The following is a 23,948-nucleotide window of genomic DNA, read 5'->3' as shown; positions in this document are numbered from 1 at the left end:
GTATTACGCCGGCTTGCGCGCGCGCAGGAGGAAAATCATCGGCCGCTCTTTTTCTTCATCCAGCGCCGGCTGAGCGGCAATCTGCTCCGCCGTCGGTCCCCACTCATCCAGATGCTCGATGATAAAACCGGCGGCGATCAACTGGTTTATCCAGGTGGATAGCTTGCGGTGCTGTTTTTTCACTCCGTCGGCAAACCAGTTGCTGATGCGCTCGCCCTCCTGCTGGTAGTGGCTCACCGGCCAACTTTTCTGTCCGTTCTCATCCACCTGCCAGCCCTGCTGCGGCGGGGCGGTGTAGATGGGATGTTCAGCGGAAAACAGCAGCGTGCCGCCGGGCGTCAGCGCCTGGTAAACGGTGGCGAACAGCGGCGCGACGTCGGGCAGATAGTGCAGTGCCAGCGAGCTATAGACCAGCTCGCAGCTATCGGCGGGCAGGGTAAGCGTCTGGAGATCTTCGCAGCGATAGCGAATACCTTCGCCGTGGGTCATTTCGCGGGCGCGATCCAGCATACGGCTGGAGAGATCCAGCCCGTCCACCTGCACGGCGCCCTGGTCACGGGCCCAGCGGCAAAACCAGCCGTAGCCGCAGCCAAGATCGACGACGCGTAAACCGGATAACGGTGGAAGCATTTGCTGAAGGGTTGGCCACTCAGGCGCGCCTTCCAACCCTTTGACTGAACGGTCGAGGGTGGCGTATCCGGCAAAAAAAGCGGGATCGTCATAGATGTTCTGACTCATTTTCACTCCATGAGAAGTTTATTTTTAGCCTGCTAATAGTTACGGCACACGCTTTACTAAACGGCAAGGATGCAAGTAGCTTAATATACCCGACCTTATTTAATCATCTGACCGATTTCATGAACCTGACTTTGAGCAAACGCGCGTTGGCTGGCCTGCCACTGGTTATCGCGCTGGCGGGCTGCGCGCCATCGCACGATACTGGCAAGCCGCTCCAGCAGCAAACCCCGGCATCCCACGTCGCAATGGAACTGCCCGCCGCCGTGAAAAACGGCTGGCCGCAGAGCAACTGGTGGCAGGATTATCATGACCCTCAGCTCAATAGCCTGATTCAGCGTGCCTTAGCCAACGCCCCGGATATGCAGATTGCCGAACAGCGCATCAGGCTGGCGGAAGCGCAGGCGCGGATGTCGAAGTCTAACCTGGGACCGAACCTGGATTTTTCCGCCGATATCGAACGGCAGAGAATGTCCTCCGAGGGGCTGATGGGGCCGTTTGCCACCGATACCGAGGGCAACACCGGGCCGTGGTATACCAACGGCACCTTCGGACTGACCGCCGGATGGGATCTGGACCTGTGGGGTAAAAACCGCGCGCTGCTTAAAGCGCGCATCGGTGAAGTCAAAGCCCAGGTCGCCGAAGAGGCCCAGACCCGCGAACTGCTGGCCGGCAGCGTCGCCCGCCTTTACTGGCAGTGGCAGACCGAAGCGGCCATTAAAAACGTGCTGACGCAGGTGAAGCAGGAACAAAGTAATGTCGTCACCGTGGATACTGCGCTGTACCAGCGCGGGATCACCAACTCGGCCGAAGGGGCGGAGAACGATATTAACGTCAGTAAAACCGATCAGCAGCTCGCCGACGTAGCGGGTAATATGAAAGAGATCGAAGCGCGGCTGATGGCGCTGACCAACAGCCAGAGCCAGGCGCTGAATCTTCATCCGGCGGATTTACCCGCCGTCAGCGCGCAAATGCCCAGCCAACTGGGCTATGAGCTGCTGGCGCGACGCCCGGACCTGCAGGTCGCGCACTGGTATATCGAGGCTTCATTAAGCGAAGTTGATGCCGCGAAAGCCGCGTTTTATCCGGATATCAACCTGATGGCCTTCTTGCAGCAGGATGCTCTGCATCTCAGCGATCTGTTCCGCCACTCTGCCCAGCAGATGGGCGTCACCGCCGGGCTGACCCTGCCGATCTTTGATAGCGGCCGCCTGAACGCGAACCTGGATATCGCCAGCGCGCAAAACGCCCTGTCGATAGCGAAGTACAACAAAGCGGTGGTCGATGCGGTGAACCAGGTGGCGAAAACCGCCAGCCAGATGGAAACGCTGATGGCGAAAAATCAGCAGCAGCAGCAGGTTGAAAAAGATGCTCAGCGGATGGTCGCGCTGGCCCTGGCGCGAATGAATGCCGGGATCATTTCCGGCTCGCGCGTCAGCCTGGCGAAGCTGCCGGCGCTGCAGGAGCGGATTGCCGCGCTGCGCCTGCACGGCCAGTGGCTTGATGCCAGTATTCAGCTGACTTCCGCGCTGGGCGGCGGATATCATCAGGCGGCGAAGTAGTTCTGTTTCCCCGGCTCGCGCTGCGCTTAGCCGGGCTACAGATTGCGTAGTCCATGGGGTTTGTAGCCCGGATAAGGCGTTTACGCCGCCATCCGGGAACTCTCGTTACTCTTTCTTCTTTGCCTCGCGGCGCTTTAGCCACCAGTGCGCCGCAACCACCAGTGCCACCGCCAGAATCAGCCAGATCCAGTGCTTGAGATGCGCGTCCAGATGATGCAGCCACGGGCCAATCGCTTCGCCGCCGAGATAGCCGAGCGTGGTAAAGATAAGCGCCCAGATAATCGCGCCGAGAATATTCAGCGGCAGAAACACCTTCGGCGGCAGGCGGCTGGCGCCAATCAGCAGTGGGCCGATAACCCGGAAGCCGTACATAAAGCGGGTGCCGATGACAAACAGGTAGGGGCGACGCTGGATCATGCGCTGGGCTTTCTGGATCCGTTTTTTCTGGCGCGCAAACCGCCGCAGGATCCGTCCGCCAAAGCGCCTGCCGAGCAAATAAAGCAGCTGATCGCCAATCATGCCCCCGAGGGCGACCGAAATAACCACCAGCCAGAACTTCAATAATCCCTGATGTGCCGCCACGCCGCCGAGCAGCGTAATGGTTTCGCCTTCCGCCATGCTGCCAATGACCAGCGCCGCGTAGCCGTACTGGGAAATCAGGTTATTGATATCCATATAAAGATTAACTCCATAAAACGTCAGTCCCTTAATCATACACCCTGATGATAAAAATGCGGGGGAAGCGCATTTTTCTCGCTGTACACAAAATAATCTACAAGGTGAATTATACTTGGATCAATGCTGTACCACGCCGTGACAAGGGGGACGCTATGAACCATGTCTGGGGGCTCTTCTCTCATCCTAATCAAGAGATGAGCGTTATTAAAAGTGAAAACGAAACCGTTTCGCATCACTATACGCACCATGTGCTGGTCATGGCGGCGGTTCCGGTTATCTGCGCCTTTATCGGCACCACGCAGCTGGGCTGGAACTTCGGCGACGGCACGGTGGTAAAACTGTCGCTGATGACCGGGCTGGCCCTGGCGGTGCTGTTTTATGCCGTCATGCTCGCCGGGGTGGCGGTGATGGGGCGGGTTATCTGGTGGATGGCGCGAAGCTATCCGCAGCGGCCATCGCTTAAGCGCTGTATGGTTTTCGCCGGCTATGTCGCCACGCCGCTTTTCCTCAGCGGGCTCGTGGCGCTCTATCCGCTAGTGTGGCTGTGTGCGCTGGTGGGAACCGTTGCGCTGCTGTATACCGGCTATCTGCTGTATCTCGGTATTCCGACTTTCCTTGGGATCAATAAAGAAGAGGGGCTGAGCTTCGCCAGCTCGACCCTGGCGATCGGGGTGCTGGTGCTGGAAGTACTGCTGGCTATCACCGTCATTCTCTGGGGATACGGCTACCGACTCTTCTGATTTAACTCATTGCCGGCATAAATAGATTTTTATGTCGGCAATGCAGCATTTGTTCACGATTCTTATTAGCCAGCTCGCGTTCTGACAGGGTATGATGATTTTTGCCAGCGGCGTCATCACCCCAGCGCCGCGGCGTACGTTCATAACGTGCAAAAATACTTTTCAGAATGTTCACGATGACCAAATTTCGAGTTTCTTTGCTCAGCCTGACGTTGCTGCTGGCTGTGCCTTTTGCGCCCCAGGCGATGGCTAAAACTTCCACGGCGATGACCGCCTCCCAGCCGGATATCGCTTCCGGCAGCGCGATGATTGTCGATCTTGCCAGCAAAAAAATCATCTATGCCAGCCAGCCGGATCTGGTTCGCCCGATGGCGTCGATCACCAAGGTGATGACCGCGATGGTGGTGCTTGACGCCCATCTGCCTCTTGATGAAATGCTGACCGTTGATATCAGCCAGACGCCTGAGATGAAAGGGATCTATTCGCGCGTTCGCCTGAACAGCCAAATCAGCCGCCGCAATATGCTGCTACTGGCGCTGATGTCGTCGGAAAACCGCGCCGCCGCCAGCCTGGCGCACCATTATCCGGGCGGCTACGACGCGTTTATTCGCGCGATGAACGCCAAGGCGCAGGCGCTGGGGATGACCCGTACCCGTTACGTCGAGCCCACCGGCCTGTCGATTCATAACGTCTCTACCGCGCGCGATCTGACTAAGCTGCTGATCGCCAGCGAGCAGTATCCGCTGATTGGCCAGCTGAGCACCACCAAAGAAGATATGGCGACATTCGCCCACCCGGCCTACACGCTGCCGTTCCGCAATACCAACCATTTGGTCTACCGCGACAACTGGAATATACAGCTGACCAAGACCGGCTTTACTAACGCGGCGGGCCACTGCCTGATTATGCGGACGGTAATTAATCAGCGCCCGGTGGCGCTGGTGGTGATGGATGCATTTGGTAAATATACCCACTTTGCCGACGCCAGCCGTCTGAGAACGTGGATTGAAACGGGAAAAGTGATGCCGGTTCCGGCTTCCGCGCTCAGCTATAAAAAGCAGCGTGAAGCGCAAATGGCCGATGCGATGCTGAAAGGCGGCGCGCAGACCGCGCAGAACGATTAACCCCATTTCCCCGGCTTGCGGCGCGCAGATTGCTGGATATCTGTAGCCCGGCTAAGCGCAGCGCGAGCCGGGGAATTTTCCCGGCGGCGGCGCTGGCGCGCCTGTCCGGGCTACCGTTTACCCGCGACGCTAAGGGGTTACTCCGGCAGCGTCCAGTCGCCATCGCCGAGCGGGCGCTGCATAATCAAGGTATCCCGCCAGTCGCCCATCTTATAGCCGACGCTGCGCAGCTGACCTGCCACGCTAAAACCGAACTTTTTATGAATCGCGATCGACCCGGCGTTGCTGTGCCCGTCGCCGATAATCGCCAGCATCTGCCGCCACGGTCCCTGTTCGCATTTCGCAATTAACCGCGAGAGTAGGGCGCTGCCGATACCGCGTCCGCCCATTCCCGCTTCAACGTAAATCGACTCTTCCAGCGTGTAGCGATAGGCCGGACGCGGGCGGTAAAAAGTGGCGTAGCAGTAGCCGACGATGGTTCCGCGCCACAGGGCTACCAGCCACGGCAGACCGCTATCGCGCACGGTTTTGATACGCTTGCGCATCTCATCGACGGTTGGCGGGATCTCTTCAAACGAGGCGCGTCCATTGAGTACGTGCCAGACGTACAGCGCGGCGATGGCGTGGGCGTCATCGGGCAGCGCTTCGCGGATCTCTATGTCAGCGTCATGTAGCTTATCCACTGCGGGCATGATGGGTGGGTTCCTTAAACGGGTTTGCCGGAGAGGAGAATTCTCCGGCGTGCAGCGTAATACAGAAGCCCCGGGGCTGAACAGTCCCCCGTGCGGATTATTGCCGTTCGGCGGCGCTTGTCGTTTTATCCGGCGCTTCGCCCCAGTATTTTTGCTTACTGGTTTTACCGATCCCCGGATTCATGCTGTTGGTGGGATCGTTTTCGCGATAGAAGCGTTTTAAGCTTTCCGGCGCTTCATACAGATGGCCGACGTTATGCTCGGCCGGATACTGAGCGCCGCGCTCCTTCAGCAGCACCAGCATTTTCTCTTTCAGTTCGTGGGCATCGACGCCTTTTTTCACGATGTAATCCTGATGGAAAACGTGGCACATAAAGTGGCCGTAATAGAGCTTATGCACCAGTTGGCTATCAATATCGGCGGGAAGATGCTCAAACCACTCGGTGTCGTTACGGCGCAGGGCGATATCCAGCGCCAGAATATCTTCCACCTCATCGGCGTGAACCGCCTGGTAGCGGATCGCCGCGCCCGCGGCGGCAAAGCGGTGCAGAAAGGCTTTGCTGCCTTCTTCCGCAGTGCAGACGAAGAAATCGCCTTCGGCGTTCTTAAAATATTCCCCGAGCCAGGCCTGGGCTTCTTCGATGCCGTCACCCGCCATCTTCAGCAGCAGATGGTGTTCGTATTTATCGCGCCAGGTTTTCATTCGCTCCGGCAGATGCGCCGGGAAGACGTGACCCAGTTTTTGCATAAAGCGGTCGGTGAAGTGCGGCTTAAACAGCGACACTTTCTCCAGCATCGCGTCGGTACGGCCCTTCATGGTAAAGAAGAACGGCATTTTATCGGTGCCGAGCTTGTCGATCATCAGGAAGGTATCTTTCCCGTACTGCTCGGCGATATCGTAAATATCGCGGTGCATGTACTCGCCTGCCACCGGCAGATGGTTAAATTCGGCGAGAATATGGCGGCGAATTTCGGTCAGCACTTCCGGGCGGTTGGTGCCGATATAGAAGACCTGCTGGCGTTTTTCCGCCGGGAAGGTATCGAGGCGCACGGCGAACACCGCCAGCTTGCCGGCGCAGCCCGAGGATTCAAACAGGCGATCCGGGTCGGCGTTGTAGCGCGCCGGGGTATCGGCATTTACGTCGCGCACGCGGGTGACGTAATCATGATCGTGGGCGTGGCGACCATCGTGGCGGACATCTTCATCTTTAACCCGCTCGTCGTCGAGGCGGCTGAGGATTTGCTCCGGCGTGGCGCCGAGGTCAATGCCGAGGTGGTTCACCAGGCTGAGCTTGCCGTTTTCATCGATTTGCGCGTATAGCGACATTTCGGTGTACGCCGGGCCGCGCTGGACCAGCGAGCCGCCGGAGTTGTTGCAGATCCCGCCGACCACCGATGCCCCGATGCAGGATGAACCAATGACCGAGTGCGGCTCGCGGCCCAGCGGCTTCAGCGCTTTCTCCAGCGAATAGAGCGTCGTGCCGGGATAGGCCAGCACCTGCTCGCCTTTACCCAGCAGATGCAGTTTATCCAGGCGCAGGGTGCTGATAATCACGATATCGCGGTCATAGTCGTTGCCGTTCGGCGTTGAGCCTTCGGTCAGGCCGGTATTCGCCGCCTGCATCAGAATGATTTTGTCGGCGTTGACGCAAGCGCTCAGTACGCGCCACAGCTCCAGCAGCGTACCGGGAAAGACCACCGCCAGCGCGTCGCCCTGGCCGGAGCGGAAGCCTTTACGGTAGCGCTGGGTTTTAGCCGGGTCGGTGAGCAGATGGGACGAGCCGACCAGACGGGTGAGTTCAGCCAGAAAAGCGTTGTTATGGGTTGTTGCAGATGACATGTTCCACTCCTTGTGGTGGTACAAAATTATCAAAAATAAGAATAGCGCTTTGTATGACAATTTGATGCATCAATGTTTCGAAAAATCAGAGAACAACGCGCGCTTTATTCAGGCGTCTCGTTTATGTTTATGGCAGACTTCGATTTTTGCTATCTTTTCGCCGATCTGGTCGACTGGAACAATGAGGGATAAAAATGAAATGGCTTTGTACTGTAGGCGTCGCTGTGAGCCTGGCGCTGCAACCCGCGCTGGCGGATGAATTGTTCGGCAATCATCCCCTAACGCCGCAGGCGCGGGATGCGTTTGTGACGGAACTGCTGACGAAAATGACGGTGGATGAAAAAATCGGTCAGCTGCGCTTAATTAGCGTCGGCCCGGATAACCCGAAAGAGGCCATCCGCGAAATGATCAAAGAAGGTCAGGTGGGGGCGATTTTTAACACCGTGACCCGCCATGATATCCGCACTATGCAGGATCAGGTGATGGAACTCAGCCGCCTGAAAATCCCGCTCTTTTTCGCCTATGACGTGCTCCACGGCCAGCGCACCGTTTTCCCGATTAGCCTTGGTCTGGCCTCTTCTTTTAACCTCGACGCAGTGAATACCGTCGGGCGAGTATCGGCGTACGAAGCGGCCGATGATGGCCTGAACATGACCTGGGCGCCGATGGTCGACGTCTCCCGCGACCCGCGCTGGGGCCGCGCCTCGGAAGGCTTCGGGGAGGATACCTACCTGACCACCGAGATGGGCAGGGCGATGGTCGAGTCGATGCAGGGGAAAAGCCCGGCCGAGCGCTATTCGGTGATGACCAGCGTCAAGCACTTTGCCGCCTACGGCGCGGTTGAAGGCGGAAAAGAGTACAACACCGTTGATATGAGTCCGCAGCGCCTGTTCAACGACTATATGCCGCCGTACAAAGCGGGGTTGGATGCGGGCAGCGGCGCGGTCATGGTGGCCCTTAACTCGCTTAACGGCACCCCGGCGACCTCCGATGCCTGGCTGCTCAAGGACGTGCTGCGCGACCAGTGGGGCTTCAAAGGCATTACCGTCTCCGACCATGGGGCCATCAAAGAGCTGATTAAACACGGGGTGGCGTCGGACCCGGAAGACGCGGTGCGCGTGGCGCTGAAGTCCGGCATCAACATGAGCATGAGCGACGAGTACTACAGCAAGTATCTGCCCGGCCTGGTGAAGTCCGGGAAGGTAACGATGGCGGAGCTGGATGACGCGACCCGCCACGTGCTGAACGTCAAATACGATATGGGCCTGTTTAATGACCCGTATAGCCACCTGGGGCCGAAAGATTCCGACCCGCAGGATACCAACGCCGAAAGCCGCCTGCATCGCAAAGAAGCGCGCGAAGTTGCGCGCGAAAGCCTGGTGCTGCTGAAAAACCGTCTCGATACGCTGCCGCTGAAAAAATCGGGCACTATCGCGGTGATTGGCGCCCTGGCCGACAGCAAGCGCGACATGATGGGCAGCTGGTCGGCGGCGGGCGTGGCCGATCAGTCGGTGACCGTGTTGACCGGTATGCAGAACGCGCTGGGCGACAAAGGCAAGATTATCTATGCCAAAGGCGCCAACGTGACCGACGATAAAGGCATCGTCGACTTCCTCAATCTGTACGAGAAAGCGGTGCAGGTTGACTCGCGCTCGCCGCAGGAGATGATTGACGAAGCGGTGGCGGCGGCGAAGCAGTCTGACGTGGTGGTTGCCGTGGTGGGTGAGGCGCAGGGTATGGCCCACGAAGCCTCCAGCCGTACCGACATCACCCTGCCGCAGAGCCAGCGCGCCCTGATTAGCGCCCTGAAAGCGACCGGCAAGCCGCTGGTGCTGGTGCTGATGAACGGCCGTCCGCTGGCGCTGGTGAAAGAAGATCAGCAGGCCGATGCGATCCTCGAAACCTGGTTTGCCGGTACCGAAGGCGGCAACGCGATTGCCGATGTACTGTTCGGCGACTACAACCCGTCGGGCAAGCTGCCGATGTCCTTCCCGCGCTCGGTTGGACAAATCCCTACCTACTACAGCCATCTCAACACCGGTCGTCCGTACAATGCGGATAAGCCGAACAAGTACACCTCGCGCTACTTTGACGAGGCCAACGGTCCGCTCTATCCGTTTGGCTACGGCCTCAGCTACACCACCTTTAGCGTTTCCGACGTGAAAATGTCGGCGCCGACCCTGCAACGTGACGGCAAAGTGACCGCCAGCGTGCAGGTGACCAATACCGGCAAGCGTGAAGGAGCGACGGTGATTCAGCTTTATCTGCAGGACGTCACCGCTTCCATGAGCCGTCCGGTGAAAATGCTGCGCGGCTTCAAGAAGGTGACCCTCAAGCCGGGCGAGACGCAAACCGTCAGCTTCCCGATTGACGTTGAGGCGCTGAAGTTCTGGAACCAGCAGATGAAGTACGATGCCGAGCCGGGTAAATTCAACGTCTTTATCGGCGTCGATTCCGCCCGCGTGCAGCAGAGCGAGTTTGAACTGCTGTAATGGCGATTTGTCGCCCGGGTAAGGCGTCAGCCGCCACCCGGGAACACGCTTTCCGTTATCCTAAAGGCCGATTAATCGGCCTTTTCTTTTTCCGCTCCGCCCTAAATGAACTACGCTTTTCTCTTAAGCTCCTGTTAATGGAGCGCAAATTAAAGAGGGACGCGAGGATGATAAAGGCAAGTGTTTGGTCAGGCGCGCTGGCGCTGGCGGCCCTGATTAGCCTGCCGCTGCAGGCGGCCGAGCCGGTTAAGGTCGGCTCAAAAATTGACACCGAAGGGGCGCTGCTCGGCAATATTATTTTGCAGGTGCTGGAAAGTCATGGGGTAAAAACCGTCAATAAAATCCAGCTTGGCACCACCCCGGTGGTGCGCGGGGCGATAACCGCCGGTGAGCTGGATATTTACCCGGAATATACCGGCAACGGCGCGTTCTTCTTCAAAGAGGAGAACGACCCGGCGTGGAAAAACGCGCAGCAGGGATACGAAAAAGTCAAAAAGCTGGACGCGGAAAAGAATAAGCTCATCTGGCTCACCCCGGCTCCGGCCAACAATACCTGGACTATCGCCGTTCGTCAGGATCTGGCGGAGAAAAACCACCTCGCCTCATTAAGCGACCTCGCTGGCTATCTGCAAAAGGGCGGCGACTTTAAGCTGGCCGCCTCGGCGGAATTTATTGAACGGCCGGACGCGCTGCCGGCGTTTGAAAAAGCCTACGACTTTACGCTCAAGCAAAATCAGCTGCTGTCGCTGGCGGGCGGCGATACGGCGGTCACCATCAAAGCGGCGGCGCAGCAAACCTCCGGCGTGAATGCGGCGATGGCCTACGGTACCGATGGCCCGGTCGCCGCGCTGGGTCTGCAAACCCTGAGCGACCCGAAGGGCGTGCAGCCGATTTATGCGCCCACGCCGGTCGTGCGTGAAGCGGTGTTAAAGGCGTATCCGCAGATAGCCGACTGGCTACAGCCGGTATTTGCCAGCCTGGATGAAAAGACGCTGCAAAAGCTGAACGCCAGCATTGCGGTAGAGGGGCTGGATGCGAAGAAAGTCGCCGCCGACTATCTGCAACAAAAAGGGCTGCTGAAGTAGCGCGCGCGTGACGATTCGTTGCGGTAACCGGGTTGCGCTGCTGCTGGCATGGCTATTGCTATTGGCGATGGCGCTGCCGTTTATTAGTTATGCGCCTAACCGTCTATTATCCGGCGAGGGGCGTTGGCTATGGCAGGTCTGGCCGTGGCTGGCGGGGGGGCAGGCGGCGGTCGCGCTGCTGATAGCGCTGCTGAGCTGGCGTTCCGGGCGCCTCCCGCTGCTGTTTATCTTCCTGCTGGCGGATCTGCTGCTGCCTCTATTGCTGTGGGGGGCCGGCAGGGCGGCGGTGCAGCTGGCCCAGAACGGTTCTTCTTTGGCCCGCACCTCGCCGGGCAGCGGTCTGTGGCTGGCGCTGGCGCTTTGCCTGCTTATCGCCAGCGATGCGGTTCGTCGCCTGACCTCCCGCACCCTGTGGCGCTGGCTGCTAAATGCGCAAATCTGGCTGCTGCCCGCGCTGCTGCTGGGGTTCGGCGCGCTCAATGACCTCTCTTTGCTGAAAGAGTATGTCAATCGCCGCGATGTTTTTGACGATGCGCTGTCTCAGCATCTGATCCTGCTGTTCGGCACACTGCTGCCGGGGCTGCTGATTGGTATACCTGTTGGCGTTTGGCTCTGGCGGTATCCCCGCTGGCAATCGCCGGTTTTTGCGGTTCTCAACGTGATTCAAACCATTCCCTCCGTCGCGCTATTTGGCCTACTTATCGCGCCGCTGGCCGGGCTGGCGCGGCAGTTTCCGACGCTGGCGCAGATCGGCGTTTCCGGGACCGGTATGACGCCAGCGCTGATCGCGCTGGTGCTGTATGCCCTATTGCCGCTGGTGCGCGGGGTGACGACCGGCCTGCAGCAGGTGCCGCGTGAAGCGCTGGAGAGCGCGGCGGCGATGGGGATGAGCGGCGGGCAGCGCTTTCGCCAGATACAGCTACCGCTGGCCTTGCCCGTACTGTTGCGCAGCCTGCGGGTGGTCAGCGTGCAAACCGTCGGTATGGCGGTGGTGGCGGCCCTGATCGGCGCGGGCGGTTTCGGCGCGCTGGTTTTCCAGGGGCTGCTCAGCAGCGCGCTGGATCTGGTGCTGCTGGGGGTAATCCCGACCATCGCGCTGGCGGTGGTGGTGGATGCGTTATTCGCGCTGTGGGGCGCATTACTGAAAGGAGCGGCCGGTGATTGAGTTTGACGGCGTCAATAAAGCCTTTGCCGGACAGCCTGCGGTGAAAAACCTCAATCTGCACCTGCGTGAGGGGGCATTTTCGGTGCTGATCGGCACCTCCGGTTCGGGGAAGTCGACCACGCTGAAGATGATTAATCGTCTGGTGGAACACGATAGCGGGACGATCCGTTTCGCCGGGCAGGATATCCGCCAGCAGCCGGTGCTCGAACTGCGCCGCAAAATGGGCTACGCCATCCAGTCCATCGGCCTGTTTCCCCACTGGACGGTGGCGCAGAACATTGCCACCGTTCCGCAGTTGCAGAAGTGGTCGCGACAGAAAACTCAGGCGCGGGTCGATGAACTGATGGCCTTGCTGGGGCTGGAGCCCGGCCTGCGCGAACGCTACCCGCATCAGCTGTCCGGCGGGCAGCAGCAGCGCGTCGGCGTGGCGCGCGCCCTGGCGGCCAACCCGGAAGTGCTGCTGATGGATGAACCCTTCGGCGCGCTCGATCCGGTGACGCGCGAAGCCTTGCAGCAGGAGATGATCCGTATTCATCGCCTGCTGGGACGCACGATAGTGCTGGTGACCCACGATATCGATGAGGCGCTGCGGCTGGCAGACCATCTGGTGTTGATGGACGGCGGCGAAGTGGTACAGCAGGGGGAGCCGCTGCAGATGCTGCTTGAGCCGAAAAATGCGTTTGTGCAGACCTTCTTTGGCCGCAGCGAATTGGGCGTACGTCTGTTATCGCTGCGCGGCGTCGGTGATTATCTGCGCCGCGACGAGCGCCTGGCAGGGGATGCGTTAAACGTGGCGATGACCCTGCGCGAGGCGCTGTCGCAGTTCGTTGCCCATCGCCGCGAGGTGCTGCCGGTGGTTGATGAGCAGGGAGAGGCCTGCGGGACGCTGCATTTTGCCGACCTGCTGCGCGAGGAGGCCCGGCGTGAAGGCGCTGCGTGATCCGCTGCTGTGGCTCAGCGCCATGTTTATCGCGCTGCTGCTGGCGTTGCCCTACAGCGCGCCGCTGTTCAGCGCGCTGTTTCCCGAACTGCCGCGTCCGGTTTATCAGCAGGAGAGTTTTGTCTCTCTCACCCTGGCGCACTTTTGGCTGGTGGCGCTCTCCAGCCTCGCGGCGACGATCGTAGGCGTCGGGGCCGGGATTGCGGTCACCCGTCCGGGTGGAGATGAGTTTCGTCCGCTGGTGGAGACCATCGCCGCAATGGGGCAGACGTTCCCGCCGGTCGCGGTGCTGGCGATTGCGGTTCCGGTGATGGGGTTTGGCTGGCAGCCCGCGCTTATCGCGCTGGCGCTGTATGGCATATTGCCGGTTTTGCAGGGCACGCTGGCCGGGATTGGGGCGGTACCGTCCGGGGTGTTAACTATCGCGCAGGGGATGGGGATGAGCGGCTGGCAGAGGCTGATGAAGGTTGAGCTGCCGCTGGCGGCGCCGGTGATGCTGGCCGGAATTCGTACCTCGACTATCGTCAATATCGGTACGGCGACCATTGCTTCAACCGTTGGTGCGAATACGCTCGGTACGCCGATTGTTATCGGCCTCAGCGGATTTAATACCGCTTATGTGATTCAGGGGGCGCTGCTGGTGGCGCTGGCGGCGATTATCGTCGACCGGGGGTTTGAACGGCTGAACCGGCAAGTCAGCCGACACCACCGCGAACAATAAATGAATAACCGGCCAGCATCACGCCGCCGATGCCGCTGATGGCCATAAATAAGAACAGGGTAATTACCGCAATTTTCGCTGGCTTCATAATAGGCTCCTGATGTTAACGCAGGGATTATACGGTGAAGCGCAGGTGTTAATAAAACATTAATTGCTTTTTAGCGACGACAATAACCCCGGCTTGCGCTGCGCTTAGCCGGGCTACCGGGCCACAGATTGCGGGTAACCCGTAGCCCGGACAGGCGCGTCAGGCGCCGCCTCCGGGAGACGTGGCGGTGGCGTGATTGAGCCAGATAATCTGGCCCTGCTGCTCCCAGAGACGCATTTGGTTGACCTGAGCGCTACAGGGCGCTTCTCCACACCAGACCATCAGCGTACTCTCGGGGAAAAGCTCTGGCCGGAGTTGGTTTAGCGAATGGGCGAGAATATCCACCCGCCAGCCCTGCTCACTGGCTATCCATCCCTCCAGCCATAGCCGGGTAATATCGCTAACGTTCCAGCCAATAACCAGCGCATGGTTGCCGGGGTATTTTGCCGTAGATGAGAGACTGCGCGCGATATGATTAATCAGAATACCGTCAAGGATGCCACGCAGCGCCAGCAACGTCGGCTGCGGGCTAAGCAGGCGCTGGCGCAAAGGATTAATCAGGTGCTTGACCAGAATGTGCGCAGAGTCGCTGTGGTTGCGCTCCTTAAGCCACATGCGCAGGCGATGATAGCTACCGGTTTGTAAATAATCGAGCAGGATCTCCTGTTGAGCGCGCCAGCCGTCGGCAACCTCCTGCTCGTTATCCATCAGCAGCGTTTTCACTTTCCCGACCTGCACGCCGGAATCAATCCAGCGTTTAATTTCGCGAATGCGGTCTATTTCATATTCGTTGAACAGGCGATGACCGCCGTCGGTACGCTGAGGTTTCAGTAATCCGTAGCGCCGCTGCCAGGCGCGTAACGTCACGGGATTGATATCGCAAAGCTGGGCAACTTCGCCGATTGTATAAAGCGCCATTTTCTCCTCCCGCAGTGTTCTCCTCTATTAACTGTAGAAGCTGTTTGCCGAAGCGGGAATTTTTGTCTGTTTTTTGTACAGGGACGAACCGGCGAGACGCTGAAAAATGTGATCTTAACCATGAATTATCATTTTCATGTATTGCTTCAAAGAAAGTTATAAGCAAGCAGTGTATGTTACGCGCTTTCAAATGAAGTGTGGTCTGCGGGTATGTACGAGTTCGATCTGGTGTTGCTGCTGCTTCAGCAGATGTGCGTGTTTTTGGTCATCGCGTGGCTGATGAGTAAAACGCGGCTGTTCATCCCGTTAATGCAGGTCACCGTCCGACTACCGCACAAGCTGCTGTGCTACGTGACCTTTTCCATTTTCTGCATCCTCGGCACCTACTTCGGCCTGCATATCGAAGACTCGATCGCCAATACGCGAGCCATCGGCGCAGTGATGGGCGGCCTGCTGGGCGGCCCGGTAGTCGGCGGTCTGGTGGGGCTGACCGGCGGGCTTCACCGCTATTCGCTGGGCGGCATGACGGCGCTGAGCTGCATGGTGTCCACCATCGTTGAGGGGCTACTTGGCGGCCTGGTGCACAGCATTCTGGTCAAACGCGGGCGGCCGGATAAAGTCTTCAGCCCGCTTACCGCCGGCGCGATTACCTTTTTCGCCGAAATGGTGCAGATGCTGATTATTCTGCTTATCGCTCGCCCGTTCGAAGATGCGCTGCATCTGGTACAGAGCATCGCCGCGCCCATGATGGTTACCAACACCGTCGGGGCGGCGCTGTTTATGCGCATCCTGCTGGATAAGCGGGCGATGTTTGAAAAATATACCTCGGCTTTCTCAGCCACGGCGCTGAAGGTTGCCGCGTCGACGGAGGGGATCCTGCGTCAGGGATTTAACGAAGAGAACAGTATGAAGGTCGCGCAGGTGTTGATCCAGGAGCTGGATATTGGCGCGGTGGCGATAACCGATCGCGACAAGCTGCTGGCGTTTACCGGAATCGGCGACGATCACCACCTTCCCGGGAAACCCATCTCTTCGCTGTATACCCAAAAGGCGATAGATACCGGCGAAGTCGTTTACGCCGACGGCAACGAAGTGCCTTACCGCTGCTCGATTCATCCCAACTGTAAGCTGGGCTCGACGTTGGTTATCCCGCTGCGCGGCGAAAATCAGCGGGTGATCGGCACCATTAAGCTCTATGAAGCGAAAAACCGCCTGTTCAGCTCGATCAACCGTACGCTGGGAGAGGGGATTGCGCAGCTGCTGTCGGCGCAGATCCTGGCTGGTCAGTATGAACGGCAAAAAGCGTTGCTGACGCAATCGGAAATCAAACTGCTGCACGCGCAGGTGAACCCGCACTTCCTGTTCAACGCGCTGAATACGCTAAAAGCGGTGATTCGCCGCGATAGCGACCAGGCCGGGCAACTGGTGCAGTATCTGTCGACCTTTTTTCGCAAAAACCTGAAGCGGCCTGCGGAAATTGTTACCCTGGCGGATGAAATTGAGCATGTGAACGCCTATCTGCAGATTGAGAAAGCGCGTTTTCAGGCCAATTTACAGATTCAGATGCTGGTGCCCGAAGCGCTGGGACAGCATCAGCTTCCGGCGTTTACCCTGCAGCCAATCGTCGAAAACGCCATTAAACACGGGACTTCGCAGCACCTCGGGGTGGGCGAGATCACCATCCGCGCCAGTCAACACGAACGTTGGCTGCAGCTGGATATTGAAGATAATGCCGGGCTGTACCAGGACAAACCCAGCGCCAGCGGGCTGGGTATGAACCTGGTCGACCGCCGGCTGCGGGCGCGCTTCGGCGCCGACTGCGGGATCACCGTAACCTGCGAGCCGGAATGTTTTACCCGCGTCACGCTGAGACTGCCTGTGGAGGACAACGCATGTTAAAAGTATTAATTGTCGACGACGAGCCGCTGGCGCGTGAAAATCTGCGTATTTTGCTGGAGACACAGCCTGATATTGAGATCGTCGGCGAATGCGGGAATGCCGTCGAAGCGATTGGCGCGGTGCACAAACTGCGTCCCGATGTGCTGTTCCTGGATATCCAGATGCCGCGCATCAGCGGTCTGGAGATGGTTGGCATGCTCGATCCCGAGCATCGCCCCTATATTGTCTTCCTCACCGCGTTCGACGAGTACGCAGTGAAGGCCTTTGAAGAGCACGCGTTTGATTATTTACTGAAGCCGATTGAATCCACCCGGCTGGAAAAAACGCTGGTTCGTCTGCGCCAGGAGCGCAGCTTGCAGGATATGACCGTCCTCGACGATACTCAGCAGGCGCTGAAGTACATTCCCTGTACCGGACACAGCCGGATCTGGCTGCTGCAGATGGAAGATGTGGCCTTCGTCAGCAGCCGGATGAGCGGGATTTACGTCACCGACCGCGAAGGGAAGGAGGGCTTTACCGAGCTGACCCTGCGCACCCTGGAGAGCCGTACGCCGCTGCTGCGCTGCCATCGCCAGTACCTGGTGAACATGTCCCATCTCAAGGAGATCCGCTTTGAGGAGAACGGCCAGGCGGAGCTGCTGATGCGCGCCGGGCAAACGGTACCGGTCAGCCGCCGCTATCTGAAGAGCCTGAAAGAGGCGATTGGGCTGTAAAATGGCGGAATCGTGATAGACTGAGCGGCAGATTTTTTCATCATGAAGGCAATATGATCAGTAACGATATCTTACGTAGCCTGCGCTACACCCTGAAAACCAACAACAACGGCCTGGTCAGTATTTTTGCGCTGGCGGATGCGCCAGTGAGCGCGGAACAGCTGGTTCCCTGGCTGAAAAAAGAAGACGAAGAGGGGTTTGCGCGCTGCCCGGATATTGTGCTGTCCAATTTCCTTAACGGCCTGATTTACGCGAAGCGCGGTAAAGATGAATCCGCGCCGCCGCTCGCGGTCGAGCGCCGGGTCAACAACAACATCGTGCTGAAAAAGCTGCGAATCGCCTTCTCCCTGAAGACGGATGATATTCTCGCTATCCTCACCCAGCAGAAATTCCGCGTCTCCATGCCGGAAATCACCGCCATGATGCGCGCCCCGGAGCATAAAAACTTCCGCGAATGCGGCGACCAGTTCCTGCGCTATTTCCTGCGCGGGCTGACCGAGCGCGAACACGCGAAATCCTGATATGCCTCCCCCCAGCTTGCGGCGTAAACGCTTGAGCCGGGCTACCCGAAGACACAGCCCCGTCACCCGGCTCGCGTAGCGCTAGCCGGGAATTCTCCAAACCAGGCAGGGCTATTTCACTTCTTTAAATCCTTGCGATTTCAGCAATTTCTCCGACTCGCTCAGTGAAATAAACTTTTGTGAACAGTCGGTAAAACTGGCCCCCGGCAGGTGACACAGCTCGCTGATTTTAGCCTGATTAAAGTCGATGGAGAGGTGCTCCTGGGCAGCGTGCTCTTTATAGTCGACGCTGTGGGTGACGCCTTTGATTTTGCTGTAGGCCGCGCCGATAGGGTCGATGACCTTACGCGCCTGCTCTTCGTTACTTACCCCGAGCGATTGATAGGGGATAATGTTATCCGCGTCCTGGCGGGTGACGACATCGCCTTTGTAGTGATAGGTGTAGGTCAGGTCAACGCCGTTGATCGTGTTGTTGAACGTTTTGACCTCATCTTTGTTGTTATCGCAGCCGACAAGCGTGGCCATCAATAGCGTTGCGCCCAGAGCGGCGATAATCCTGCGGTTAAATTTCATTATCATTCCTTGTTAATCAATCATCATCTCTAATTGTATACAGAGTTGCGCGATGGTGCTGAGCGTATCCTCGGAGGTGGCCGTTTCGCTCTCGCCCAGCTGGCGGAGCAGGCGCGCAAGATGGCTAAAACCAGCGTTTGCCAAATCGACGCTCAGCGTTTGAGCCTCGCGAAACAGACTCTTTTGCTGATAGCGCAGGCCGTTGTGCAGTATCTGGATCAGCAGCGTTCGGGCGCGCTGCAGCAGACTTTGGGCCAGCGAAGGCGGCGGTAATATATTACCAGCGGGCAGTGGCCCGACGGAAAGCGGTTCGGCGTTCAGCGCCCAGGCGCGGCTGCGGGTCATCATGACCAGCGGCTCCAGACAAAGCATCCCGCCGCTAAGGGTGACCAGCCCGGAAACCATCACCACCGGATCGTCCTGTTGTTGTAGCAGCGCCGCCATTCGCTCAACGGCATACGGCGCGCTGGCGCAGACGGGGAGAGACAGCTGCAAAAGGTTGTCTTGTCCTTCGCCGCTGAGCACTAGCGCATCCAGCGTTTGTCGGGCGGCGTCCCACCCAACGGCTACGCAGGAATCCACGGGTAAAATAAACAGATTATCAACCTGGTCTAGCGGGCGCACCCAGGCCGGATCGCGCTGGCGCAGATGCTCGCGCAGCGCTGCGGCGCCCGGCTCGCGCAGCGCTGCGGCGCCCGGCTGGCGCAGCGGCGCGCTGAGCAAAAGCCAGGCATCTTCGCTGAGCGGAACGTTGCTGCTCAGGCGGTGGCGCGCGCCCAGCAGCAGTTCGCCGCCGGCGTTACGGCTCGCGGATTGCGTAATAATTTGCCCGCCCGCCAGCGTACTGGCCTGAAAGCTAAACAGACGGCGTTGCCATAGCGGACTTTGCGCTCTTTCAGCCAGCGGCCAGCTGCGCGACAGATGCATAACGCTGCCGGTATCGGGATCGCTAAACCAGATGCATAAGCCGTAGCGATGGTTATCCTGCCAGCAGCGCATGCCCAGTGAAATAAGCCGCAGATGGTCGAGCTGGGCTTCGCCGGCGATCCCCAGACCGACGACGGTACGCCACGGCAGAGGCGGGGTCTGGCCGGTATCGGCAAGCTGCGCCATGTGGGCGGCGCTCTCAAGTCGGGCGTTAAGGCCTGCAAGCTGGGCGAGCAGTTGTTCAGGATGGTAATGGCTGGCGCGCTGCTCAAAAGCCGTGACGCCTTCGCGCAGCTCGGCAAGCGCGGAGACGACCCAGCGCCAGTTAGCCGCCTGGGCTGCGCGCTGCGCGCGGGTGAACGCGGCCTCAAAGCCGATCGGCGGCTGGCTGACGCCGTTATGCCACAGCAGCTGACTGAGCTGGCGCAGGCGAAGTCGACAGGTCTCGCCCTCGGGCGTATCAAAAGGCCCGCCGCGGGCGGCTATTTTACGACTGCGCGTTTGCCATACCAGATGCGTAAAGCCGGGCTGCTGGGCTTCAGCATCGGTAAAGGCCTGCACCGCCAGCGCCACGTGCTCGCACAGCGAACAGTCCACGCAGTCGCAGCGGGCAAAACGGATGCTGCTGCGGGAATAAAAACGCACGTCGCTCATCGGCAGCTTTGCCGACGGCGCTTCGTTTGGTCGGCAGAATAATTCCACCGTTATCCCTTTATCCGCCAGCTGTTGTGCCCGCTTCAGAATCGATTCGGGCAGGGTGGCCAGTTCTTCTTGCCACTGTCCGGGATGCCAGCGTTCGGCGCTTTCCGGCTCCGCTTCGGCGAGGGCATTGCCGGCGTTGGCGCGCTGATAGCTCAGGATGAGCATCACCCGGTGACGGCACATTCCGCTGGCGCCGCAGGTACAGCTGGACTCTTTGAGGGCCTGATCTTTTGCCAGCCGGGTACAGGTGCCGTCGCTAAACACGGCGGTAAGCGTACCGTCGTCATCCTGCTCCAGCTCGGGGATATTGCCGTTATCCAGCTCTTTCTGACCGCGCTTGACGAAACCGGCGTTGCTCAACGCCATGAGCGCCTGCGGCGTAAGTTCCAGTAGTTCAGGGCGTAAAGGAGTCATGATTGTAAATTCTCCGCCAGCCAGGAGGCCAGCTCACCGGGAGTCATGGCGGCAATTTGCGCCCCGACGTTGACCAGCGCCTGGGCCATATCGTGGTCATAGCAGGGAGACGCCGAGCTGTCTAACGCCGCCAGCCCGAGGACTTTGACGCCGCTTTGCGCGCACTGCTTCACCTGGTTTATCAACAGCGAGTTCGCGCCGCCCTCAAAAAAGTCGCTCACCAGTACAATGACGCTCTTGTGCGGTTGTTCAATCAGCTGACGCGCGTATTCTACGGCCTGAGCGATATTGGTGCCGCCGCCAAGCTGGACTTTCATCAGCAGTTCAACCGGGTCGGCAATGTCATCGGTCAGATCCACCACGCTGGTATCAAATGCCACAAGGTGGGTGCGAATGCCGGGCAACTGCCACAGGCAGGCGGCCATGACCGCCGAATGGATAACCGAATCCACCATCGAACCGCTCTGATCGACCAGTAAAATCAGCTGCCATTTTTCGCTGTGACGTTTAACGCGGCTGATAAATTTTGGCGCTTCAATGTACAGCTTGCCGCGCTGCGGATCCCAGTGCTTGAGATTGGCGCGCAGGGTTTGTTTGAAATCGAAATTGCGCGCCAGCGGAATGCGCGAGGGTCTTTGCCGGTCGCGCGTGCCGGAAAACGCCTGACGAACCTCTTTTGCCAGCCTGGCCATAATCTGCTCGACCACCTGACGTACCAGCTTACGGGCGGCGTTAAGCACTTCAGGATTCATCAGATGCTTTGTATGCAGCACCGCGCGCAGCAGGCTTTCGGAAGGCTCGATGCGTTCCAGCACTTCCAGATTAGTCACCACTTCGTCGATGCCGTAGCGCAGCACCGCATCGCTCTCCAGCCGCTCGATAACCGGCTGCGGAAAAAGCGTATGGATGGCGTTGATCCAGTCCGGCGTCGTCAGACTGGACTCGTCCAGTCCGCCCTGACGCTCGCCCCGCTGTAGCCGTTGCGGATCGCGGCCATAAAGCCACTCAAGCGCCTGGTCTATCCGGCGGGCGTGCTCATCAAGGCCGCCGAGGCTATTCTCGGCGGCCTGGCCCAGAATCAGCCGCCAGCGCTGGAGTTCTCGGATGGTCAGAATATCGGATAGCGTATTCATTAGCGTGCTCCCCAGCGGCTTAGCGCTGCCAGCGCCTGCTGTTCCCGCTGCTGGTGATAGATTAGCTGCCCAGGCGAGCAGGAAACCGGCGCCTGTAGGGCATGCGCCGGCAGCATGGTCAGGTGATAGTGATCCAGCACCAGGCGGGCCAGATCGCCGCGTTCCCGGGGCGGTAGCCAGCCCATCGCCGCTCGTAAATCCGGCAGCGCGAGAATAAACTCATCCTCCGTCAGCCTGGCGAGGAGCTCGCTGAATCCAGTGATAAAGGCGGGCTGACAGGCAAGCTGGTGGCGCGCCAGCGCCAGCAAACCGTGGGCCGCTTCCCCCAACGATGCCGGAGGGAGCTGCGTTAGCAGGGTCAGCGCCGTTTCGGCGGAGGCGGCGGGATGTTCAAGGCGAATCAGCGCGCCGAGCGCCGCCCCGCGGTCAAGCGGTGCGGCGTCAAACGCGTGAATACGCCGCTCAAACAGCGCCATGGCGGCGTTGAGTGAAATCCCGGGTAAAACGGTACCGCTATGTATATCGCGCAGGATATGGCACAGGGCCCGCCAGCTATGCAGATGGGCGTGAAACTGCTTTTCGTCGGCAACGCCGCTGGATTCGCAGAGCCACAGCGTCCGGTCAAGGGCCGCGCAGAGCGCGATCTCCAGCACCTCGGCGTTCTGCATGCCGCTGCTGTCATCCCGCTGCCACAGGGCGTAAAGCACCTCCAGCGCCGGACCCATTTCCGCAAACCGGCTCTCTTCGGCAATCAGCTGCGCCAGCTGTTCCAGCAGCTGCTGGCTAAAGGTGGAGAGCCCCGCCAGCGCTGCCTGATTCAGGCTGGCGGCGAGGCTTTTGATGCCAAAAGAGGCAAGAATATCCGCTTCCAGCCGCTGGCGCGCGGCCTCCGCAAGTGACGCGCCGTAGCGGGAGGCTTCAATCAGGACTGCATGCTGCTCCATGGTCCGAAACAGAGCCCAGCGCTCTTCGCCGTCGCCGGAAAGCGTCACAGCGCTGCCCGTTCGCTGCTGGAACCCGGGGATCTCGAGGATAGACAGGCGGTGTAGCACCTGACTTTTGGCTAATCCACCGGGCTCAAAGCGGTTGAGATTCAGGTTTGAAGGTAGGGAAATTCCGACCCGCGTCAGCTCGCGATCGACGTCCTGCGGCAGCGGCGGCAGCGGTGTTTCCTGAGCGAGCTTGCCGAAACCGGCTCCCGCCAGCGCGTCAACGATGGTCAGCAGAATAGGATCGGTTTGCGGATGTATCACGCCGCGGTAGCTCCACGGCAGCGGGGCGTTCAGCGCTTCTTTAATCAATGAACCTGCCAGCGCGTCAAGCCAGTCGCAGCGCAGCGGCCGGGTATGGCCGCGCATTTGCGCCAGCGCCATAGCGCGCAGGTGGGCGGCAGCCAGATCTGCCGTTGAGGCCGGAAGACGATGCTGACGCAGGCGGGTAAGGATGGTTTTCAGCAGCTGTTCCCCGGCCCGCCGCTGGCCGAAGTGCCAGCACCAGTTTTGCCACACCGGCGCCGGCATACCGGAAAGATAGCCCGCCAGCACGTCCAGCCGCTTTTCGCTATAGGGGGTCAGATAGCTGCCGGTGACGCTACCGGGCGTTGGAGGGGGCGGAGATTCCGGCTCCCTCTCCTGCGCCAGGCAATTGCGCCAAAGAGCTTTCAGCGCCGGCGCGTGCCAGCCGCCGCAGATCGCCACCACCGGGCCATTATTTTGCTGCATTGCCCATGCCAGCCAGCGGGCCATATAGTCTTCCCGCTGCCGGCTGTTTTCGCCGCCGCTGCTGTCGCCGCGCAGCTGGATAAAGTACGTCTCCAGCGCCTGCTCCAGTTCGGCGCTCTGGGTTTCATCTTCAAACAGATGATCCCACAGCGTGTCGCTATTCTCCATTCCGCTGGCTTCGAGCAGACGCTGCTGCTCATCGACGCGGCGAGCGTCGGAGACATCGCTGTCGTCTTGTTCCTGCGCCCAGGCAGGCAAATCGATAAAGCGGATTTGAGCTCCGACCGCTCGCGCGGCCAGCAGGGCCTGCCACTCCGGGGAGAATTCGGCGAACGGCGTCCAGGCGCCGCGTCCCGCCGCGCCGCCATCCTGAGACTGACAGTAGCTATAAATGGCGATAGGCAGCTGATGAGATAAAAACAGCTCATCCAGACGCTGGTTAAAATCCACCGGACCTTCAATCAGAACGTAGCCCGGACGCGTATGTTCTATGCGTTCTTTCACCAGCCTGGCGCAGGCCGGACTGTGGTGGCGAACGCCGATAATTAACGGCTGCTCTGGCATG

The 23,948-nt window shown here is 59.4% G+C and carries 21 protein-coding genes; 11 read left to right on the top strand and 10 right to left on the bottom strand.

Going from position 1 to position 23,948, the window contains the following annotated elements:
- Positions 1-3: 3 nt before the first annotated feature.
- Positions 4-738, bottom strand: a complete 735-nt coding sequence (locus tag KCG39_RS09940) for a class I SAM-dependent methyltransferase (protein WP_049112290.1) — start codon at positions 736-738, stop codon at positions 4-6.
- A gap of 119 nt (positions 739-857) precedes the next feature.
- On the opposite strand from KCG39_RS09940, the gene mdtQ reads away from it, so the two are divergent.
- Entirely contained in the window at positions 858-2,297 is a 1,440-nt protein-coding gene (gene mdtQ, locus KCG39_RS09935; RefSeq protein ID WP_004122822.1) for a multidrug resistance outer membrane protein MdtQ, read from the top strand.
- A gap of 105 nt (positions 2,298-2,402) precedes the next feature.
- Here mdtQ and KCG39_RS09930 read toward each other — a convergent pair whose 3' ends face one another.
- Positions 2,403-2,972 (bottom strand): DedA family protein, encoded by a 570-nt coding sequence (locus KCG39_RS09930; protein WP_004122820.1) that lies wholly within the window; start codon positions 2,970-2,972, stop codon positions 2,403-2,405.
- A gap of 155 nt (positions 2,973-3,127) precedes the next feature.
- On the opposite strand from KCG39_RS09930, the gene KCG39_RS09925 reads away from it, so the two are divergent.
- Both KCG39_RS09925 and pbpG read left to right on the top strand, forming a co-directional pair.
- Positions 3,128-3,715, top strand: coding sequence for a Yip1 family protein (locus KCG39_RS09925; protein WP_004122818.1), 588 nt, complete (start codon positions 3,128-3,130; stop codon positions 3,713-3,715).
- A 176-nt stretch (positions 3,716-3,891) separates the two neighbouring features.
- Entirely contained in the window at positions 3,892-4,839 is a 948-nt protein-coding gene (gene pbpG, locus KCG39_RS09920) for a D-alanyl-D-alanine endopeptidase (RefSeq protein ID WP_004122816.1), read from the top strand.
- Between the two features lie 137 nt (positions 4,840-4,976).
- On the opposite strand, the gene KCG39_RS09915 is transcribed toward pbpG, so the two are convergent.
- Together KCG39_RS09915 and dld are read right to left on the bottom strand one after the other, a co-directional pair.
- Positions 4,977-5,531: a GNAT family N-acetyltransferase gene (locus KCG39_RS09915; protein WP_004122814.1), complete on the bottom strand. Its 555-nt coding sequence runs from the start codon at positions 5,529-5,531 to the stop codon at positions 4,977-4,979.
- A gap of 97 nt (positions 5,532-5,628) precedes the next feature.
- Positions 5,629-7,371, bottom strand: coding sequence for a D-lactate dehydrogenase (dld, locus tag KCG39_RS09910; protein WP_004122812.1), 1,743 nt, complete (start codon positions 7,369-7,371; stop codon positions 5,629-5,631).
- Positions 7,372-7,565: 194 nt separating this feature from the next.
- Here dld and bglX point away from each other — a divergent pair, with 194 nt between their 5' ends.
- The 5 genes from bglX to KCG39_RS09885 all read left to right on the top strand — a co-directional run bounded on the left by bglX (position 7,566) and on the right by KCG39_RS09885 (position 13,774).
- A complete protein-coding gene (gene bglX / locus KCG39_RS09905) occupies positions 7,566-9,863 on the top strand; it encodes a beta-glucosidase BglX (protein ID WP_004122810.1) in 2,298 nt (765 codons plus the stop codon).
- A 167-nt stretch (positions 9,864-10,030) separates the two neighbouring features.
- Positions 10,031-10,948 (top strand): glycine betaine ABC transporter substrate-binding protein OsmF, encoded by a 918-nt coding sequence (gene osmF, locus KCG39_RS09900; protein WP_123829087.1) that lies wholly within the window; start codon positions 10,031-10,033, stop codon positions 10,946-10,948.
- Between the two features lie 7 nt (positions 10,949-10,955).
- The gene (locus KCG39_RS09895; protein WP_112165649.1) at positions 10,956-12,113 is read left to right on the top strand and encodes an ABC transporter permease; all 1,158 of its coding nucleotides are present in this window, start codon (positions 10,956-10,958) and stop codon (positions 12,111-12,113) included.
- Positions 12,106-13,053 carry an ABC transporter ATP-binding protein gene (locus tag KCG39_RS09890; RefSeq protein WP_049114780.1) on the top strand — a complete coding sequence of 316 codons (948 nt, stop codon included), beginning with the start codon at positions 12,106-12,108 and terminating at the stop codon, positions 13,051-13,053. Before KCG39_RS09895 ends, KCG39_RS09890 begins: the two co-directional genes overlap by 8 nt.
- Positions 13,037-13,774, top strand: coding sequence for an ABC transporter permease (locus KCG39_RS09885; RefSeq protein WP_142467887.1), 738 nt, complete (start codon positions 13,037-13,039; stop codon positions 13,772-13,774). Before KCG39_RS09890 ends, KCG39_RS09885 begins: the two co-directional genes overlap by 17 nt.
- Here KCG39_RS09885 and KCG39_RS09880 read toward each other — a convergent pair.
- Together KCG39_RS09880 and KCG39_RS09875 are read right to left on the bottom strand one after the other, a co-directional pair.
- A complete protein-coding gene (locus KCG39_RS09880; RefSeq protein WP_004103838.1) occupies positions 13,749-13,862 on the bottom strand; it encodes a protein YohO in 114 nt (37 codons plus the stop codon). The genes KCG39_RS09885 and KCG39_RS09880 overlap by 26 nt on opposite strands.
- Before the next feature lie 159 nt (positions 13,863-14,021).
- Positions 14,022-14,780: a MerR family transcriptional regulator gene (locus tag KCG39_RS09875; protein ID WP_004122800.1), complete on the bottom strand. Its 759-nt coding sequence runs from the start codon at positions 14,778-14,780 to the stop codon at positions 14,022-14,024.
- A gap of 210 nt (positions 14,781-14,990) precedes the next feature.
- Between KCG39_RS09875 and KCG39_RS09870 the strand changes: the two genes are divergently transcribed.
- Genes KCG39_RS09870 through KCG39_RS09860 form a run of 3 tightly spaced genes read left to right on the top strand, consistent with a single transcriptional unit; the run spans position 14,991 to position 17,913 of the window.
- A complete protein-coding gene (locus KCG39_RS09870; RefSeq protein ID WP_004122798.1) occupies positions 14,991-16,679 on the top strand; it encodes a sensor histidine kinase in 1,689 nt (562 codons plus the stop codon).
- On the top strand, positions 16,673-17,392 hold the full coding sequence (gene btsR / locus KCG39_RS09865; RefSeq protein WP_049113730.1) for a two-component system response regulator BtsR: 720 nt from the start codon (positions 16,673-16,675) through the stop codon (positions 17,390-17,392). The genes KCG39_RS09870 and btsR overlap by 7 nt, the downstream gene beginning before the upstream one ends.
- A gap of 53 nt (positions 17,393-17,445) precedes the next feature.
- The gene (locus KCG39_RS09860) at positions 17,446-17,913 is read left to right on the top strand and encodes a YehS family protein (protein WP_004138601.1); all 468 of its coding nucleotides are present in this window, start codon (positions 17,446-17,448) and stop codon (positions 17,911-17,913) included.
- Between the two features lie 111 nt (positions 17,914-18,024).
- On the opposite strand, the gene KCG39_RS09855 is transcribed toward KCG39_RS09860, so the two are convergent.
- From KCG39_RS09855 to KCG39_RS09840, 4 genes are read right to left on the bottom strand one after another with little or no spacing between them, the layout of a single operon-like run.
- Complete coding sequence (locus KCG39_RS09855) at positions 18,025-18,486, bottom strand: YehR family lipoprotein (protein WP_004122790.1); 462 nt, start codon at positions 18,484-18,486, stop codon at positions 18,025-18,027.
- Between the two features lie 12 nt (positions 18,487-18,498).
- Positions 18,499-20,529 (bottom strand): hypothetical protein, encoded by a 2,031-nt coding sequence (locus KCG39_RS09850; protein ID WP_211811593.1) that lies wholly within the window; start codon positions 20,527-20,529, stop codon positions 18,499-18,501.
- Positions 20,526-21,662: a vWA domain-containing protein gene (locus tag KCG39_RS09845; RefSeq protein WP_087829122.1), complete on the bottom strand. Its 1,137-nt coding sequence runs from the start codon at positions 21,660-21,662 to the stop codon at positions 20,526-20,528. Before KCG39_RS09845 ends, KCG39_RS09850 begins: the two co-directional genes overlap by 4 nt.
- A complete protein-coding gene (locus tag KCG39_RS09840) occupies positions 21,662-23,947 on the bottom strand; it encodes a DUF5682 family protein (RefSeq protein ID WP_211811592.1) in 2,286 nt (761 codons plus the stop codon). Before KCG39_RS09840 ends, KCG39_RS09845 begins: the two co-directional genes overlap by 1 nt.
- Position 23,948 lies beyond the last annotated feature (1 nt).

The organism is Klebsiella pasteurii (assembly GCF_018139045.1).
GTDB classification, from domain to species: Bacteria; Pseudomonadota; Gammaproteobacteria; order Enterobacterales; family Enterobacteriaceae; genus Klebsiella; species Klebsiella grimontii.
Note: the sequence above shows the minus strand (reverse complement) of the source record. Positions and strands in the feature narration are given on the sequence as shown.